Annotated in this window: 10 protein-coding genes; 5 read left to right on the forward strand and 5 right to left on the reverse strand. The window is 57.7% G+C overall.

What is annotated here, in order from left to right:
- The first annotated feature begins 250 nt into the window (after positions 1–250).
- From hmsP to CWM52_RS04580, 3 genes are all read left to right on the forward strand, one after another.
- A complete protein-coding gene (gene hmsP / locus CWM52_RS04565) occupies positions 251–2,260 on the forward strand; it encodes a biofilm formation regulator HmsP (protein WP_100683001.1) in 2,010 nt (669 codons plus the stop codon).
- A gap of 156 nt (positions 2,261–2,416) precedes the next feature.
- Positions 2,417–3,703, forward strand: coding sequence for a dicarboxylate/amino acid:cation symporter (locus tag CWM52_RS04575; RefSeq protein WP_100683002.1), 1,287 nt, complete (start codon positions 2,417–2,419; stop codon positions 3,701–3,703).
- Between the two features lie 220 nt (positions 3,704–3,923).
- Positions 3,924–5,417 carry a M16 family metallopeptidase gene (locus CWM52_RS04580; protein WP_100683003.1) on the forward strand — a complete coding sequence of 498 codons (1,494 nt, stop codon included), beginning with the start codon at positions 3,924–3,926 and terminating at the stop codon, positions 5,415–5,417.
- Between the two features lie 53 nt (positions 5,418–5,470).
- On the opposite strand, the gene CWM52_RS04585 is transcribed toward CWM52_RS04580, so the two are convergent.
- On the reverse strand, positions 5,471–6,400 hold the full coding sequence (locus tag CWM52_RS04585) for a sugar kinase (RefSeq protein ID WP_100683042.1): 930 nt from the start codon (positions 6,398–6,400) through the stop codon (positions 5,471–5,473).
- A 193-nt stretch (positions 6,401–6,593) separates the two neighbouring features.
- Here CWM52_RS04585 and CWM52_RS04590 point away from each other — a divergent pair, with 193 nt between their 5' ends.
- Positions 6,594–8,645 carry an AsmA family protein gene (locus CWM52_RS04590; RefSeq protein WP_100683004.1) on the forward strand — a complete coding sequence of 684 codons (2,052 nt, stop codon included), beginning with the start codon at positions 6,594–6,596 and terminating at the stop codon, positions 8,643–8,645.
- A 44-nt stretch (positions 8,646–8,689) separates the two neighbouring features.
- Here CWM52_RS04590 and CWM52_RS04595 read toward each other — a convergent pair whose 3' ends face one another.
- From CWM52_RS04595 to CWM52_RS04605, 3 genes are all read right to left on the reverse strand, one after another.
- Positions 8,690–10,012: an MFS transporter gene (locus CWM52_RS04595; protein WP_100683005.1), complete on the reverse strand. Its 1,323-nt coding sequence runs from the start codon at positions 10,010–10,012 to the stop codon at positions 8,690–8,692.
- A gap of 269 nt (positions 10,013–10,281) precedes the next feature.
- Entirely contained in the window at positions 10,282–11,313 is a 1,032-nt protein-coding gene (gene yhjD, locus CWM52_RS04600; RefSeq protein ID WP_100683006.1) for an inner membrane protein YhjD, read from the reverse strand.
- A 107-nt stretch (positions 11,314–11,420) separates the two neighbouring features.
- A complete protein-coding gene (locus CWM52_RS04605) occupies positions 11,421–12,320 on the reverse strand; it encodes a LysR family transcriptional regulator (RefSeq protein WP_100683007.1) in 900 nt (299 codons plus the stop codon).
- A gap of 119 nt (positions 12,321–12,439) precedes the next feature.
- Between CWM52_RS04605 and CWM52_RS04610 the strand changes: the two genes are divergently transcribed.
- Positions 12,440–13,198: an SDR family NAD(P)-dependent oxidoreductase gene (locus CWM52_RS04610; RefSeq protein WP_100683008.1), complete on the forward strand. Its 759-nt coding sequence runs from the start codon at positions 12,440–12,442 to the stop codon at positions 13,196–13,198.
- A gap of 42 nt (positions 13,199–13,240) precedes the next feature.
- Here the strand turns inward: CWM52_RS04610 and CWM52_RS04615 are convergent, their stop codons facing one another.
- A complete protein-coding gene (locus CWM52_RS04615) occupies positions 13,241–13,780 on the reverse strand; it encodes a GNAT family N-acetyltransferase (protein ID WP_100683009.1) in 540 nt (179 codons plus the stop codon).
- Between the last annotated feature and the right edge of the window lie 24 nt (positions 13,781–13,804).

Genomic DNA, 13,804 nt, shown 5'->3' on the forward strand with positions numbered 1-13,804 from the left:
CGTATACTCGTCAAACTTCGCCCGTCTGTGTCAATTCTCTCTCCCCCGGTAGCGCTATGCGCCGGGGCGACAGATCGATACAGTCGCCTGACCCCGGTAAGGGGTCAGCGGCAATCCGGGAAAATAACCCGCAGAGAAGCGTCACGCCTTGCGGACGTGGGCGAAGGATTTGAGTATATAATCAGCCTGAAAACGACCGGTGTTGATGGAATTAAACCGGGTAGGCGTTAAGTATCAGTGGAGAACCCAGTTGCGCGTCAGCCGCTCACTTACAATTAAACAGATGGCGATGGTCGCGGGCGTGTCCATGGCGTTTGTATTGGTATTTTGTTCTATTTTGCTGTTTCACTTTGTGCAACAGAGTCGCTTCATTACGGCCACGCAATTAGAAAGTATCGCTCGTTCCGTTCGCGAACCCCTGTCGGCGGCTATCCTGAAAGCGGATATCCCCGAGGCGGAAGCCATTCTGGGGCGTATTCAGCCTGCTGGTATTGTCAGCCGGGCCGATGTGGTGTTGCCCAACCAATTTCAGGCGCTGCGGATGCGTTTTATCCCGGAGCGTCCGGTACCGGTGATGGTCACCCGCATTTTCGAACTCCCGGTACAGATCTCGCTGCCGGTTTACTCGCTGGAAAGGCCCGCCAACCCGCAGCCGATTGCCTATCTGGTGCTGCAGGCGGACTCCTGGCAGAGCTACAAATTCGTCATGAGCGTACTTTCTACGTTAGTGACTGCTTACTTCTTGCTGGTGCTTGTTCTGACGGTGGCTATCACATGGTGTATCAACCGTCTGATCGTCCGCCCGCTGCGCAAGCTGGCTCGTGAGCTCGATGACGTCGCCCCGCAGGACCGGCTCGGGCACCAGCTGACGCTGCCGCGTCTGCACCATGATGATGAAATTGGCCTGCTGGTGCGCAGCTATAACCGGAATCAGCAGACCCTGCTGCGCCAGCACGATGAACTGACGTTACAGTCCACCCGCTTCCCGGTATCCGAGCTGCCGAATAAGGCCTTTTTGATGGCTCTGCTGGAGCAAACCGTCGCCCGGCCGCAAAGTGCGGCGTTGCTGGTTATCGCCTGCGAAACATTGCAGGATACCGCGGGGGTGCTGAAAGAGACCCAGCGCGAGATCCTGCTGCTGACGTTGGTGGAGAAGCTGCGGGGGATTATCCCGTCGCGGATGGTGCTGGCCCAGATTAGCGGCTATGACTTCGCGATTCTGGCCCACGGGATGAGCGAACCGTGGCACGCGGTGACATTAAGTAAGCAAGTGCTCACTGTCATAAATGAACGGCTGCCGTTGCAGGGGATCCAACTGCGCCCCTGCGCCAGCGTGGGTATTGCGATGTTTAACGGCGAGCTGAGTGCGGAACAGCTCTATCGCCGGGCATTTTCTGCCGCCACCGCCGCGCGGCACAAAGGTAAAAACCAGATTGAATTCTTCGATCCGGCCCAGATGGAAAAAGCCCAGCGTCGGCTGATGGAAGAACACGACATCCTCACCGCGCTGGATAATCATCAGTTCGCAATCTGGCTCCAGCCACAGGTTGATGCCGCCAGCGGCGAGGTCTGCGGCGCGGAAGTGCTGCTGCGGCAACGCCAGCCTGACGGTAGCTGGTTGCTCCCTGCGGATCTGACTGAACGCATTGAAGCCTGCGGGCTGATGGTGCCGGTGGGTTACTGGGTGATGGAAGAAGCCTGTCGTCAGCTGGCCGCATGGCAAAGCCTGGGCATCATGTTGCCGCTGTCGGTGAACGTTTCGCTGCTGCAGTTGCTGCACCACGATCGCGGCACCGGGATGCTGACGTTACTCGATCGCTATCGCATCGCGCCTGGGACGCTGGTGCTGGAGATGACGGAAAGCCGGCATCTGGACGACCCGCAGACGGTGGCGGCGCTGCTGCGTCCGCTGCGTGAGGCCGGCGTGCGGATCGCGCTGGATGACTTCGGCATGGGTTACGCCGGTCTGCGTCAGCTCCAGCATATGCAATCGCTGCCGGTCGATATTCTGAAAATCGATAAAGCGTTTATTGATATGTTGCCCGAGGATACCCGCATGGTTCCGGCGATTATCCAGCTGGCGCGCGGTCTTAATCTGCACATCGTGGCGCAAGGGGTCGAAAAGGCGCCGCAGTATCACTGGTTGCAGGCGGCCGGCGTGGATGTCGTCCAGGGGGGGCTGTTTGGTTGCGCCTTGTCGCAGGAATCCTTTATGACGCAGTTCCTGCGAGGCAAGGATGAAGTGGATGCAAGCTTGTAACGCGAGTGCGAACTTGTGCGTGTCAGCTCAAAGTTTTTAACAATTCCGTTGCACTTTTACGCTTAGTTATTTCTGAAATGTTTCCAGGGTGTTACTTTTAAGCCACAGATAGCCCATACCCCTTCAGGATCTGTGGTTTTACCCAAAGGACACCCTATGAAAACCTCTCTCTTCAAAAGCCTCTATGTGCAGGTTTTGTCGGCCATTGCGATCGGTATTCTGCTGGGCCATTTCTACCCGGAACTGGGCGCGCAGATGAAACCTCTCGGCGATGCCTTCGTTAAACTGATAAAAATGGTTATCGCGCCGGTTATTTTCTGTACGGTTGTGACCGGCATTGCCGGGATGGAAAGTATGAAAGCCGTCGGTCGTACCGGAGCGGTAGCGCTACTCTATTTCGAAGTGGTCAGTACCATTGCGCTGATTATCGGCCTGATTATCGTTAACGTAGTGCAACCCGGCGCCGGCATGAACGTCGATCCGGCGACCCTCGATGCGAAGGCCGTGGCGGTCTACGCCGAGCAGGCAAAAGATCAGGGCATTGTCGCCTTCCTGCTGGATATTATCCCCGGCAGCGTGATTGGCGCTTTCGCCAGCGGTAATATCCTGCAGGTGCTGATGTTTGCCGTGCTGTTCGGTTTTGCGCTGCATCGCCTCGGGAGCAAAGGCCAGCTCATTTTTAACGTCATCGAAAGTTTCTCACAGGTGATCTTCGGCATCATCAACATGATTATGCGCCTTGCGCCAATCGGTGCTTTCGGGGCCATGGCCTTCACCATCGGGAAATACGGTGTCGGCACCCTGGTGCAACTGGGTCAGCTGATCATCTGTTTCTATATCACCTGTATCCTGTTCGTGGTGGTGGTACTGGGTTCTATCGCCCGGGTGACCGGGTTCAGCATTTTCAAGTTCATCCGCTACATCCGTGAAGAGCTGCTGATTGTTCTTGGCACCTCTTCGTCCGAATCGGCGCTGCCGCGTATGCTGGACAAAATGGAGAAGCTGGGCTGTCGTAAATCTGTCGTGGGGTTGGTCATTCCAACCGGCTACTCCTTTAACCTTGACGGCACCTCGATCTATCTGACGATGGCGGCGGTCTTTATCGCTCAGGCGACGAACAGCCATATGGATATTTTCCACCAGATTACCCTGCTGGTTGTGCTGCTGCTCTCTTCAAAAGGAGCGGCGGGGGTAACGGGAAGCGGCTTTATCGTTCTGGCGGCAACGATTTCTGCGGTCGGGCATTTACCGGTTGCCGGGCTGGCGCTCATCCTCGGGATTGACCGCTTTATGTCAGAAGCCCGCGCATTGACCAACCTGGTGGGCAACGGCGTGGCGACTATCGTGGTGGCAAAATGGGTGAAAGAACTGGACAGCAAGCAGCTGGACGATGTCCTGAATAACCGCGAGCCAGCCAACAAATCGCACGAATTATCCTCTTAAATCCTTCTGTTAGGCCCGTTGTCCTTGCTGGACTCCGGGCTCCTGCGCATAATTAGGTATCATTCCCCGAGGCAGGGGAATGATACTAAATGATTATTTTACGTCTCCGTGCGACATTTTTATCTCCGCGTGGTCTAACCGACGTACTTTGCTCACCATATTTTTTGGCAGCCCGTGCGCGGGTTGCTTTTGTAACCAGGAATGTTCATCAGGGGTTCACATGCAGGGCACAAAAATTCGACTGTTAACGGGTGGTTTGCTGATGATGGCAGCAGCCGGTTATGTGCAAGCAGAAGCGCTCCAGCCGGACCCGGCCTGGCAACAGGGGACTCTCGCTAATGGACTTCAGTGGCAGGTTTTAGCCACGCCGCAGCGTCCTAGCGATCGTATTGAAGTCCGTCTGTTCGTCAATATTGGCTCGCTGAGTGAAAGCACTCAGCAGAGCGGCTTTAGCCACTTTATCCCTCGTCTGGCGCTGACCCAGAGCGGCAGTCTGCCGACAATGCAGGCGCGTTCGCTATGGCAGCAAAGCATCGACCCCAACCGTCCGATGCCGCCCGCGATCGTCTCGTATAACTACACCATGTTTAATCTCAGCCTGCCGAATAACCGCAATGATCTGCTGAAAGAGGCGTTGAACTGGCTGTCGGATGCCAGCGGCAAGCTGGTCGTGACGCCGGAATCGGTGAACCATGCCCTGCTGGGGGAAGACATGGTGGCGACCTGGCCGCTGGACACCAAAGATGGCTGGTGGCGCTATCGTCTTAAAGGCTCCACGATGCTGGGCCATGATCCTGGCGCCGCGCTGAAAAAACCGGTCGATATCGCGCAGCTGAAGGGGTTCTATCAGAAATGGTATACCCCGGACGCCATGACGCTGATCGTGGTGGGTAATATCGATAGCCGCGGCGTGGCAGAGCAGATCAACAAGACCTTCGGCGAGCTGAAAGGCAAACGCGAAACGCCGGCGGCGGTACCGACGTTGGCGCCGCTCCCGACCAGACCTGTGAGCATCATGACCAGGACGGTGCGTCAGGACAAGCTGTCAATCATGTGGGATTCCCCGTGGCAGCCGATTCGCGACTCGGTGGCCCTGCAGCGCTACTGGCGTGACGACCTGGCGCGCGAAGCGCTGTTCTGGCATGTACAACAGAGCCTGAGCAGGAGCAACGCCAAAGACGTGAACCTCGGCTTTGATTGCCGGGTGCTGTATCAGCGCGCCCAGTGCGCCATTAATATTGAATCTCCAGGCAACAAACTCAACGCAAACCTGACCACCGTCTCCCGCGAGCTGGCGAAGGTACGTGATAACGGCTTGCCGAAAGAAGAGTTTGATACGCTGATTGCGCAGAAAAGCCTGGAGCTGCAAAAGCTGTTTGCCACCTATGCGCGCACCGATACCGACATTCTGATTAGCCAGCGTATCCGTTCGTTGCAAAACCAGGTGGTGGATATCGCGCCGGAGCAGTATCAGAAGCTGCGTCAGGAGTTTCTGGACTCTCTGACCGTGGATATGCTGAACCAGTATCTGCGCCAGCAGCTGTCGCAGGATATGACGCTGGTGCTGCAACAGCCGCAGGGTGAGCCGGAATACAATATGAAGGATCTGAAGGCGACATGGGAAAGGCTGATGGCGCCAGTTCCGACTGCGGCAACCAGCGGCGGCGCGGCTGAAGCGCGTAACGACGCTTCGGATATTCCCCCCGCGCAGTAAGTCGTTCACGGCCCGGAAATGTCTCCGGGCCGTGGCGTGAAGCCCTTCCGGGGTTACTGCGGCATCGCGTCGCGCGGAATAATCGCCCCACGATACTGAATGACCGTGCTGGCCGTCAGGTGGCCGCGTCTGGCGGCCGACTCCGCATCGCCACCGGTCAGACGCACCGCCAGATAGCCGGCGCTAAACGAATCGCCCGCCGCGGTGGTATCCACTACGCGCTCTTTTGCCAGCTTCACGGCCGGTACCTCCAGCAGCGGCTGTCCGGCGATCGCCACCAGGCATGAATCCGCGCCGCGCTTGACCACCACCTCTTGCACACCTGCGGCATGAGTACGGGCAATTACCTCCTCGACCGGCTTTTCACCCCACAGCGCATCTTCGTCATCCAGCGTCAGGAAGGCGATATCGGTGCAGGCCAGCATGTGTTGATAGACCTGGCGGGTCTCTTGCTGGCTGGCCCACAGACGTGGGCGGTAGTTATTATCAAAAATGACCTTCCCGCCGTTGGCGCGGCATGCGCCCAGCAGCGTCAGCAGCTTGTTGCGGCTGGCCGGGCTGAGGATAGCCAGGCTGATTCCGCTGAGATAGAGATAGTCAAAGGTGGCCAGCTCTTCGCAGATTGCGTCAGCCTGCTCGCTCTCCAGCCAGAATTTTGCCGCCGCCTCGTTGCGCCAGTAGTAAAACGTGCGCTCGCCGGTATCGTCGGTTTCGATGTAGTACAGGCCGGGTAAACGATCGGCCATGCGCTGAATCAGGTTAGTGTGGACGTTCTCCTGCTGCCAGGCGTCCAGCATCTGCTGGCTGAATCCATCCGTACCCAGCGCGGTAACGTAGTGGACGGCGAGCGCGTCGGCGTCGGTCTGACGCGCAATATAGACGGAAGTGTTTAAGGTATCGCCGCCAAATCCGCGGTTTACCGCCGCGTTTTTCTCTGACAGCTCAATCATACATTCGCCAATGACGGCAATTTTTTTAGACATAATCATGACCTGAGATGGAATCGAATGAGCGCTAGTGTGCGCCGGGCTGTTTTTATGGTCAATTATATTAAAACAATGTTCCATTATTTTTTGACCTGACGCGTGGAATGTGACGAAAAGCGCATTTGTCAGAGCAAGATGGGCTTTTCGACTATATTCAGGACTGACGAGACGCAAAAGGAGCGGAGAGGGAATGACCAGAACCCGTAAAACGATTGCCATTATCTCGGGAACGATACTCGTCGCGATCGTTCTGTTGTTCATCGTGCTGGCAACTTTTGACTGGAATCGCCTGAAACCGGCGATCAACCAGAAGGTCTCAGCCGAGCTGAATCGTCCGTTCGCGATTCGCGGCGACCTCGGCGTTGTCTGGGCGCGCCAGCCTGATGAGCGCGGCTGGCGGCGCTGGATCCCCTGGCCGCACCTCCATGCCGAAGATATCGTCCTCGGCAACCCGCCGGCTATCCCTCAGGTCACCATGGTGCATCTGCCGCGGGTCGAAGCCACCCTGGCGCCGCTGGCGTTGCTTACCAGAACCGTTTATCTGCCGTGGATTAAGCTGGAACAGCCCGATGCCCGCCTGATCCGGTTGTCGGAAAAAAACAATAACTGGACCTTTACGCTGGCCTCCGACGCCGCTGCTACCGAACGGCCCGCCTCTTCCGGCTGGTCTTTGCGCCTGGATAATATTCTGTTCGATCGCGCGCGGATCGCCATTGATGACAAAGTGACGCGCGCGGATATCACGATCCAGGTCGATCCGCTCGGCAAGCCGCTGCCCTTCAGCGAGGTCAGCGGCGAAAAGGGCAAAGAGGGGGCGCCAGCAGCCGGAGACTATATTTTTGGCCTGCAGGCGAAGGGGACCTATCACGGGCAGCCGCTTCAGGGCAGCGGTAAAATCGGCGGTATGCTGGCGCTGCGCAGCGAGGGGCAACCGTTCCCGCTGCAGGGGGACTTTCGCTCTGGCAGTACCCGGATCGCCTTTAGCGGCACGGTCAGCGATCCCCTCAATCTCGGGAGCGTGGATCTGCGCTTGCAGTTCTCCGGGGCGTCGTTGCGCGACCTGTACGAGCTGACCGGGGTGGTGCTACCGGATACACCGGCCTTCTCGACCGACGGCCACCTGCGGGCCACTTTCCAGGGGGCGAACGGCGCGCGTTTCGCCTACCGTGATTTTAACGGTCGTATTGGCGAGAGTGATATCCACGGTTCCTTAACCTACAGTACCGGCAAACCGCGGCCGAAGCTGGAGGGCGATGTCGCTTCACAACAGCTGCGGCTGGCGGATCTCGGCCCGCTCATTGGCGTGAATGCGGGTACAAAAGCCGCCGCAAGCGAGCAGCGTAAAGGCACGGCTTCGCCGCAGCCTGCCGGGAAAGTGCTGCCGTACGATCGCTTTGACACCGATAAATGGCAGCTGATGGACGCCGATGTACGCTTTAAGGGCGGGCGGATTGAGCACGGTGGCACCTTGCCAATTAGCGACCTTTCTACCCATGTGTTGCTGGAACGGGGCGATCTGCGCCTGCAGCCGCTGCGCTTTGGCCTGGCGAACGGCACCATTGCCGGCAGCGTCCATCTGCAGGGCAATAAAAAACCGCTGCAGGGAGAAGCCAGTCTGCAGGCGCGGCGTCTGAAGCTGAAGGCCCTGATGCCGAAAGTCGAGATGATGCAGAAGACGCTCGGGGAGATGAATGGCGACGTACAGCTACGCGGGAGCGGTAACTCGGTGGCCGCGCTGTTGGGCAACAGCAACGGCAATCTGAAGCTGCTGATGAACGACGGTCTGATTAGCCGTAATCTGATGGAAATCCTCGGCCTGAACGTCGGTAACTATGTTATCGGGCAGATATTTGGTGATGATGAGGTCCGGGTGAACTGCGCGGCGGCGAACATCAATGTGACGAACGGCGTGGCGCGGCCGCAGATTTTTGCCTTTGATACCGAAAATGCGCTGATTAACGTCACCGGCACCGCCAGCTTCGCTACGGAACAGCTCGACCTGACCATCGACCCGGAGAGTAAGGGGGTGCGTATTATTACCCTACGCTCTCCGCTGTACGTGCGCGGGACCTTTCAATCGCCGAATGCCGGGGTGAAGGCCGGTCCGCTGATTGCGCGCGGCGCGGTAGCGGCGGCGCTGGCAACATTAGTCACGCCGGCGGCAGCGCTGCTGGCGCTGGTATCGCCAGCGCAAGGGGATGCGAATCAGTGTCGGGAGATTTTAGCGCAGATGAAAAAGTAAAGCGTAAGAAGCGTACCCGGCGCATCGCGCCGGGCAGCAAGGGACTACAGCGACTGATGGCGCGTTTCGTGGGTCAACAGCAGCGCAATCAGCGTCAGCCCGGCCATGGCCGCGAGGTAGAGGCCGACCGCCATCAGGCCATAATTACCCTGTAGCCAGGCGGCAATATACGGCGCGACGGAGGCGCCGAGAATCGACGACACGTTATACGAGAACGATGCGCCGGTGTAGCGAACTTCCGTCGGAAACAGCTCCGGCAGCAGCGCGCCCATCGGACCGAAGGTCAGCCCCATCAGGCTCAGGCCCAGCAGCAGGAAGGCGAAGACGAGCGCCGGCTGGCCGGAGCCCAGCAGCGGTTTAAAAGCGAACAGCGCAAAGAGGATGATCAGCGAGGTAATCACGATCATGCTCTTACGGCGACCAAACGCATCGGCCAGCAGACCCGCCACCGGCACCATCACGCCGAAGCCAATCACCGCCATCATCAGCATCCACAGCACTTCATTACGCGGCAGGCCGAGACCTACCGGCGCAGCGCCGGTACTGAAGGTCATGGAATAGACGGTCATGATATAGAACAGGGTATAGGTCGCCAGCATGATAAAGGTACCGAGGACGGTGACGCGCACATGCTTTGTCAGCAGGGTACCCAGCGGGATTTTGACCTGTTTCTTCGCGGCGGCGATTTTGGCGAACACCGGCGTCTCGTGCAGCGACACGCGCACATACAGCCCGATAATCACCAGCACGGCGGAGAAGATAAACGGTACGCGCCAGCCCCATGCCATAAACTGCTCGTCGGTCAGCAGCCAGGAGAGCAGCAGGAAGGTGCCGTTGGCGAAGAAGAAGCCGATTGGCGCGCCCAACTGCGGGAAAGAACCGTACAGCGCGCGCTTGCGCGGCGGGGCGTTTTCGGTCGCCAGCAGCGCCGCGCCGCCCCATTCACCGCCCAGCCCCAGACCCTGGCCGAAGCGCGCCAGCGCCAGCAGCATCGGCGCAAGAATACCAATGCTCTCGTAACCGGGCAGCAGGCCGATAACCACCGTGGAGATCCCCATAGTCAGCAGCGAAGCGACCAGCGTGACCTTACGGCCGACGCGATCGCCGAAGTGGCCGAATAAGGCGGAACCAATCGGACGGGCAATGAAGGCAATGGCGAACGTCGCCAGCGACTGTAGCGTGGCTGCGGCCGGGTCACCCTGCGGGAAGAAAATATGCGGGAAGACGATCACCGCGGCGGTGGCATAGATATAAAAGTCGAAGAACTCAATGGCGGTGCCGATGAGGGAGGCGACGACGACTTTATTGCGCGAGTTAACCGGAGCGGTTTCCTGGGTCTTGTCGAGTGTGCTGGCTGTGGCTTGCATAAATCTTTCTTATTTTTAGCGAACGAAAGGCCATATAGCCACAGCAAAAGGGACATTTCAATCTGTAACAGAGCGCGCGAGAGGCGAAAAAATAGTCAAAAAGCGGATAATTTGCGTGCCGGAAAAATAACTTCTATGAAATGCTTCACATAAATAAAACAATAGTAGATAAAACCAGTATTTAGTTAAATAAAAGTTACATGTTGGATTTATCTGCTGAAATGATGATTCGGGCTGAATTTTGTCCCTTTCTTCAGCCCGATACGGCATCAATCGTGGACTTTGCCCGGCATGCGACGGTCATCCTTATAGTCGGCCGTGGCGATCCACGCCGCGCAGAACAGCGTCAGGCGGGCGAAGAAATAGAAGAAGGCCATCAGGCCTAATACGGAGCCAAAGGCGGCGCCGGAAGGCGATTTCACCAGCGCGGGCAGTGTCCAGGTCATGATCATTTTTATGATTTCAAAACCGATAGCCGCAATCAGGGTACCGCGAATCAGCGCTTTGCGCCGCGGGCGGTGGCGCGGCAGACGCCAGAAGATCCAGAAAAACAGCAAATAGTTGGCGAAGATGGAGATAGCGAGGCCGATCAGTCGCCAGGCCGGTTGCAACCATTCAATATTATCGAGATAGAGCGCGGAGATGATCATCTGCTGCGCGGAACCGGCGACGGAGGTTATCGATAACGTCACCACCAGCGCCACCAGCAGGCCGATCAACGAGATAAAATCGCGGAAGTATTTCATCCAGATCTTTTCCTGGTCCTGCGGCGCTCGCTCCCAGACGTCGCGCGACTGGGCGCGAATCGCCTCCCGCAGGTTGCCCATCCAGTTAATACCGGAATAGAGCGCGACCAGCAGACCGACCAGGCCAACGGCGGTACGTTGCTGGATGGCGGTATTAATGGTGTTTTTCAGGGTGGCGGCCAGCGTGGGGTCGCTGACATTCAGCAGGATTTTATCGAAAATATCCTGCAGCAGCGTCGGGTGCCAGGCCAGCACAAAACCGGCGGCGGCGAAGGAGACCATCAGAATCGGGATCATCGACAGAAACGAGAAGTAGGTGATGGCCGCGCCGAACTGGTTTCCCATCCTGTCGTTAAAGCGTTCGGCGGCGCGCAGCAGGTGCGCAATAATCGGGTTCCGCTGGACTTTTTCTGCTGTTCCGGTGACGGTTTTTAACGCCTGATTCGCCTTCTGCGCTACGGCAGAGTCGTTGATGGCGGCCAGCGGGCTTTTGCTTTTTTCCGGCGGCTGGCCCGGATCCTGGGTCGGGCGTTTGGCGTCGTTTTCCGATGTCATGAGTGATTTCTTCCTTTCTTTACAGCGAGATTCTTCAAAATTATATACGTAAAATCCTTCATAGACCTGCGAAGCGTCCAGACGCCGTCGGTAAAGGGCGGTATCGCTTAATCGACGTACTCTTTCATCACGCTCCCCAGCCACTCCATAAACAGATGTACCCGGCGGGAAAGGTTGCGTCGGTGCGGATAGATTAACGATACCGGCAGCGGTTCCGCGCGGTACTGCGGCAGGATGTCAATCAGCTCGCCGGTACGCAGCGCCTCGCGGACGCCGGTGCGCGGAACCTGGATAATGCCCAGCCCGGCCAGGCAGGCGGCCTGATAGGTTTCCGTGCTGTTAACGGTGAGCGTACCGCCGGTTTTCACCCACTGGACGACGCCATCTCTCATCACCTCAAACCCCAGCGGGCGGGCGCCGGGAGTGCTGGCATAGTGGATCAGGGCGTGATCGGCCAGATCGTCGAGCGTGGTCGGGTAGCCGAAGCGTGATAAATAGTGCGGGCTGGCGCAGTTAATTTGCGTCAGCTTACCCAGCGGGCGGGCGATCAGGCCGGAGTCTTTCAGCGTACCGACGCGCACCACGCAGTCAAATCCCTCGCGAATCACATCCACCAGCCGGTCGCTACTGCTCAGCTCCAGCTCAATACCCGGGTACTGCTGCAAAAAAGCCGGCAGGCGCGGAATGATCAGTTTTCTCGCCAGTCCGACCGGCATATCCACCCGCAGGCGACCGCTGATGGTCGCCGGATCGTGCTGAAACATGCCGTCCAGCTCATCGAGATTGCTGAGCAGGTCCCTGGCGCGTTCGTAATAGACCATTCCGTCCTGGGTGAGCTGTACCCGGCGCGTGGTGCGGTGCAGCAGGCGCACGCCGAGATGGTTTTCCAGCGCCTGAATCTGGCGCGAGACGTTCCCTTTCGGCAGGCTTAAGGTTTCGGCGGCGCGGGAAAAACTCTCCAGCTCCGCGACGCGGATGAATAGCTGCATTGCGTGAATTTTATCCATACCGAAACTCTATTGTTGTTAATTCTGGAACAGTAAAACGTAATTTAGCGCATTTATTGTTTTACTGGCAGCTAATAAGCTCTTTAACCAGACAAACGCAACTGAGAAGGGGCTTTCTGATGACACAACGTATCGCTTTAGTGACCGGCGGCAGCCGTGGACTGGGAAAAAATGCAGCGCTGAAGCTGGCAGAGAAGGGAACCGATATTATTCTCACCTGGCACAGCAACCCGCAGGCTGCCCAGCAAGTGGTGGATGAAATTGAGCAAAAAGGGGGGAAAGCGGCGGCATTGGCATTGAATGTCGGTGATACGGCGAGCTTTGAGGCTTTCACTCAGAATGTGGCTCAACTGCTGCAACAGCGCTGGCAGCGCGACACCTTTGATTATTTATTAAACAACGCCGGAATCGGTTTAAACGTCCCCTTTGCTGAGACCAGCGAAGCGCAATTTGATGAGCTGATGAACATTCAGTTTAAAGGCCCGTTCTTCCTGACCCAGCGCCTGCTGCCGCTTCTGGCGGATAAGGGACGTATCCTTAACGTGTCGAGCGGGCTGGCCCGTTTCGCGCTGCCGGGCTATGCCGCCTACGCGGCGATGAAAGGGGCGATGGAGGTGTTGACCCGCTATCAGGCGAAGGAGCTGGGGGCGCGCGGGATTTCGGTCAACATTATCGCGCCAGGGGCGATAGAAACCGATTTTGGCGGCGGAATGGTCCGCGATAACGCTCAGGTTAATCAGCATATTGCGGCGCAAACGGCGCTGGAGCGGGTCGGGTTGCCAGATGATATCGGCGATGCGATTGCGGCATTGTTGAGCGATGACCTGAGATGGATGAACGCGCAGCGCGTGGAAGTTTCCGGCGGCATGTTCCTGTAATCGTAACCGCCTCTCCCACTGCGAAGAGGCGTTGCGTCCCGCTTATATGTTCAGCGTGTGATAATCGCGACGCAGCAGGCCAAACAGCCAGTCATTATGCCAGCGTCCGTTCAGCCAGTAGCATTCGCGCAGCTCACCCTCCTGCAGGAAACCGGTTTTCTGCAGCAGATTTCGCGACGCTAAGTTTCCGGCGGTGACCGTGGCGGTCAGTCGACGCACGCCTCCGGTGCTGAAGGCAAAATCACAGAGCGCGCGCAGGGATTCATAACCATAGCCGCATCCCTGCGCGGTCGGAGTAAATAAAAAACCCACTTCGGCACAACCGCCTTCATGGTGCTGGTAGCCGGTCAGCCCCAGAGGTATGCGGGTTACTCTGTCGCGCACGACCAGGCTCAGCCACTGTTTTGCCCCTGGCGACCACGGTAAAATACGCGAATCGAAGGCCTCGCGTATTTCAGACAGCGGGCGTGAATCGGCGATATACAGCATCACCTGCGGATCTCTTTGCAGAGCGAGAAAAAAAGACCAGTCCTCCTGCTTCAGCTGTGAACAGTGCAGCCGTGGCGTAAGCAATTCGGTCATGAAAACAATTCCTGCGAAGTGAGA

Source organism: Raoultella sp. T31 (assembly GCF_002806725.1).
GTDB classification, from domain to species: domain Bacteria; phylum Pseudomonadota; class Gammaproteobacteria; order Enterobacterales; family Enterobacteriaceae; genus Klebsiella; species Klebsiella electrica.

Coding starts and splice junctions, on each gene's coding strand:
- CWM52_RS04615 (WP_100683009.1), bottom strand. CDS start 13,780: ATGACCGAATTGCTTACGCCACGGCTGCACTGTTCACAGCTGAAGCAG.
- CWM52_RS04575 (WP_100683002.1), top strand. CDS start 2,417: ATGAAAACCTCTCTCTTCAAAAGCCTCTATGTGCAGGTTTTGTCGGCC.
- CWM52_RS04585 (WP_100683042.1), bottom strand. CDS start 6,400: ATGTCTAAAAAAATTGCCGTCATTGGCGAATGTATGATTGAGCTGTCA.
- CWM52_RS04595 (WP_100683005.1), bottom strand. CDS start 10,012: ATGCAAGCCACAGCCAGCACACTCGACAAGACCCAGGAAACCGCTCCG.
- CWM52_RS04610 (WP_100683008.1), top strand. CDS start 12,440: ATGACACAACGTATCGCTTTAGTGACCGGCGGCAGCCGTGGACTGGGA.
- CWM52_RS04580 (WP_100683003.1), top strand. CDS start 3,924: ATGCAGGGCACAAAAATTCGACTGTTAACGGGTGGTTTGCTGATGATG.
- CWM52_RS04590 (WP_100683004.1), top strand. CDS start 6,594: ATGACCAGAACCCGTAAAACGATTGCCATTATCTCGGGAACGATACTC.
- CWM52_RS04605 (WP_100683007.1), bottom strand. CDS start 12,320: ATGGATAAAATTCACGCAATGCAGCTATTCATCCGCGTCGCGGAGCTG.
- yhjD (WP_100683006.1), bottom strand. CDS start 11,313: ATGACATCGGAAAACGACGCCAAACGCCCGACCCAGGATCCGGGCCAG.